Origin of the sequence: Belnapia moabensis DSM 16746 (genome assembly GCF_000745835.1) — a bacterium.
In the GTDB taxonomy this organism is placed as follows: Bacteria; Pseudomonadota; Alphaproteobacteria; order Acetobacterales; family Acetobacteraceae; genus Belnapia; species Belnapia moabensis.
Genome location: NZ_JQKB01000235.1, coordinates 1 through 2,431, shown reverse-complemented (window position 1 = coordinate 2,431; position 2,431 = coordinate 1). Strand labels below are relative to the sequence as shown.

General features: G+C 59.7%; 2 protein-coding genes. Both read right to left on the bottom strand.

Features of this window, described 5'->3' with window-relative positions:
- Positions 1-657 precede the first annotated feature (657 nt).
- On the bottom strand, positions 658-951 hold the full coding sequence (locus EP26_RS30510) for a GYD domain-containing protein (protein ID WP_043345188.1): 294 nt from the start codon (positions 949-951) through the stop codon (positions 658-660).
- Between the two features lie 12 nt (positions 952-963).
- Positions 964-1,605 carry a hypothetical protein gene (locus EP26_RS30505; RefSeq protein WP_157033981.1) on the bottom strand — a complete coding sequence of 214 codons (642 nt, stop codon included), beginning with the start codon at positions 1,603-1,605 and terminating at the stop codon, positions 964-966.
- Between the last annotated feature and the right edge of the window lie 826 nt (positions 1,606-2,431).

Sequence of the window (2,431 nt, the reverse complement as noted above, 5' to 3'; positions counted from 1 at the left end):
CAGCTACGAGGTTGTTCGGGAACGCGGGAAAGAAGCGGCAGCCAACCTGAAGCTGGCCTAAAGCCGGTCCACCGCTGCTTGACCCATGCATCACCGTACTCGAAGGGGCTGCCAATGACTACCAACTATGCGCTTCGCCCAAGGGTTATCGTCGGTCGTTTTGCAGTGATGGTCTAAGCTGGGAAGTAGATGCAGTCAGGCTGCTCAGCCCAAGCAGGGCGATCCAACCGAAATTCGTCCGCTCGACATCCGGGCGGACTCGGATAGGTGCTCTCGGCGGCAAGATTGAAGGTGCTGCGCCAGCGCTGGTCTCAGCTACCGCGGAGACAGCAGCGTGCTCGGTGCGAGGTTGGGCCAACGCTATGGCACATGGAAGACTGGCGTAGAGGATCGCCACCCAGAGGCGCCCTCGCATTTTCCTCTCCCTTCCCGGCTTGGTGCCGGATACCCGGTAAATGCTACTGCTAAGATTTTGTTGCGTGTCCCCGCATTTAAATTTCGCAGCCGACTGCGCTTCGCGTTGTGGAGAGCGTTGCCGCCATTCCTCAAGTCTTCAAACTCGGCGTATCCAATTGGGGCGCAAGCAAATAGCTAAAATACCGCGATGCAATAGGACACGTTCGTCGAGTCCATTTGGCCCAGAGGTGATGCCAGTAGCTACTCCAGCGAGGTGACGATCTGGCGGTACGATGGTTCGGAAAAGGCGGTTAGGGTTGCGATCCTTACCGCCCCGAGCCTGCCCAATATCAGACTGAATCTGGCTGCCACGGCATTGTCAGGAGCCTCGTAGACCAAAACCAAGTCATGCCCGCCCATGGTCATCCAAAAGGAGACAAACCGTCCTCCCATCTCCTCAAGCTGCTTCTTGGCAGCATCGAGCCGACGAGGAGACTCAGCAATGGTGCGGGCGCCCTGCTCGGTCCAGTTGCCGAGCGCAATGAAGGTTGTCATAGCTCAAGTCCCTCAAGCGAGGTGGCCGACTTCCTCGGCGACAGCGGCGACCAGCACCTCGCCCGCCAGCATGATCCGCGTTGGTCTCGGCCAGAGGTCCCGATGCTGGGCCATCAGCGCCGCGACCTGCGCATGCGCTGCTGTTGCCGTACTTCGGTTGCTGAATACCGATACGCTGATCGAGAGATCATCCTGCGCTTCATCCCGCCCGCTATAGAGATGGCGGAACCCAGGCTGCTCCAAGGTCAAAGGCACAATCCTCTCCTGAACGGTCGGCAACACAGCCGAGAACGGTCCAAGGCCATCTGTCATGCGGACCAGCAGGTAGCTGTCATGCCCCTGCCGCGGAGCATCAACATGCACCTTCACCTCCACCGTCGTAACCTCGGGTACCCTGGTGAGCAGCGCACCGAGGTTTGGTCCGGCCCAAGCCATGGCGCGCTCATTGGCCACGAGCATGGCGTTGTGGTCGGCGAATACACTGACAGAGAACACGCCGCTTCCGCCGTCCATTCTGGCAGCATAGTAGGCCCGGAATCCAGGCTCCCGACTGAGCAGCGGGAGCAGACCTTCCCGCACCCTGCGTCCGATCTCTTCAGGTGGCCCAGATGCATTGTATTTTCGGATCGTGAGGTGCCAAGAACCGTCGCTCATGCACTGCCCTCCCCTGCCCGATGCTGGTATGGTCTGCCCTTCAAATCACAGACAGTGCAGTTTTGACCCTCTACGTTTTCTTCGCTGGGGCCGGCATCGCTGGCCGGTCATGCAGAGCCGTTAACGCAGACCGCCCGGCGGTCACGGTTGGCTTGTTCTGTTTCGGCTTTTTTTGCTCGCGGCCGTTCCGCTTCTGACCTTTGGCCATATGTTTTCTCCCGAACCAGCCATGGCAACAGCTTTGATCTGCCAGGGATGGGTAGGCTACGCCTTCTACAAGGAAGCGCCTATCACTTTGGCGGTGCTGGATGCAGCAGCGAAAGTGGGAGCGGTTAGTGTCTTGTCCAGCGTGGGGACGCAGGCAGTGTCGGTCGTGTAGACTGCTTTCACCTAACGTCAGGAACATCGCAACTTGGAACCGCCAGGGGCTTGCCCGCACACTTGCTTACTCGCTGCAATGCTCTCGCAAAACCCCGGAGCATCCGACTGAGTGTGGGCGCGCCATCGGGTCAATCCGGCTGCCGCTGAGGCGGTTGGGGTTGTTATCGGACCAAGGGCGCACCAGATCATTTTCAACAAAGATCGTTAAGCCCTCGAAGATTAAGCGCGGTGTTGGTTGTGGGTCGGCATCCGCGGGAGTCACGTCCGTGCGGTATTGGGGCGCTCTGGCTCGTTGGCTCCGGCAAGGAGACCTCGGGTTGGTTGGAATGGATACACGGCTTGAAGGCCCGTTGTCGCTTGCGCGGCTGCGGGTCTTTCCGTTTAGCCTTGCCGACCTTGGGGGGGGTGCGGTGACAGCACCGGAGATACCGCTGCCGCTGTACCT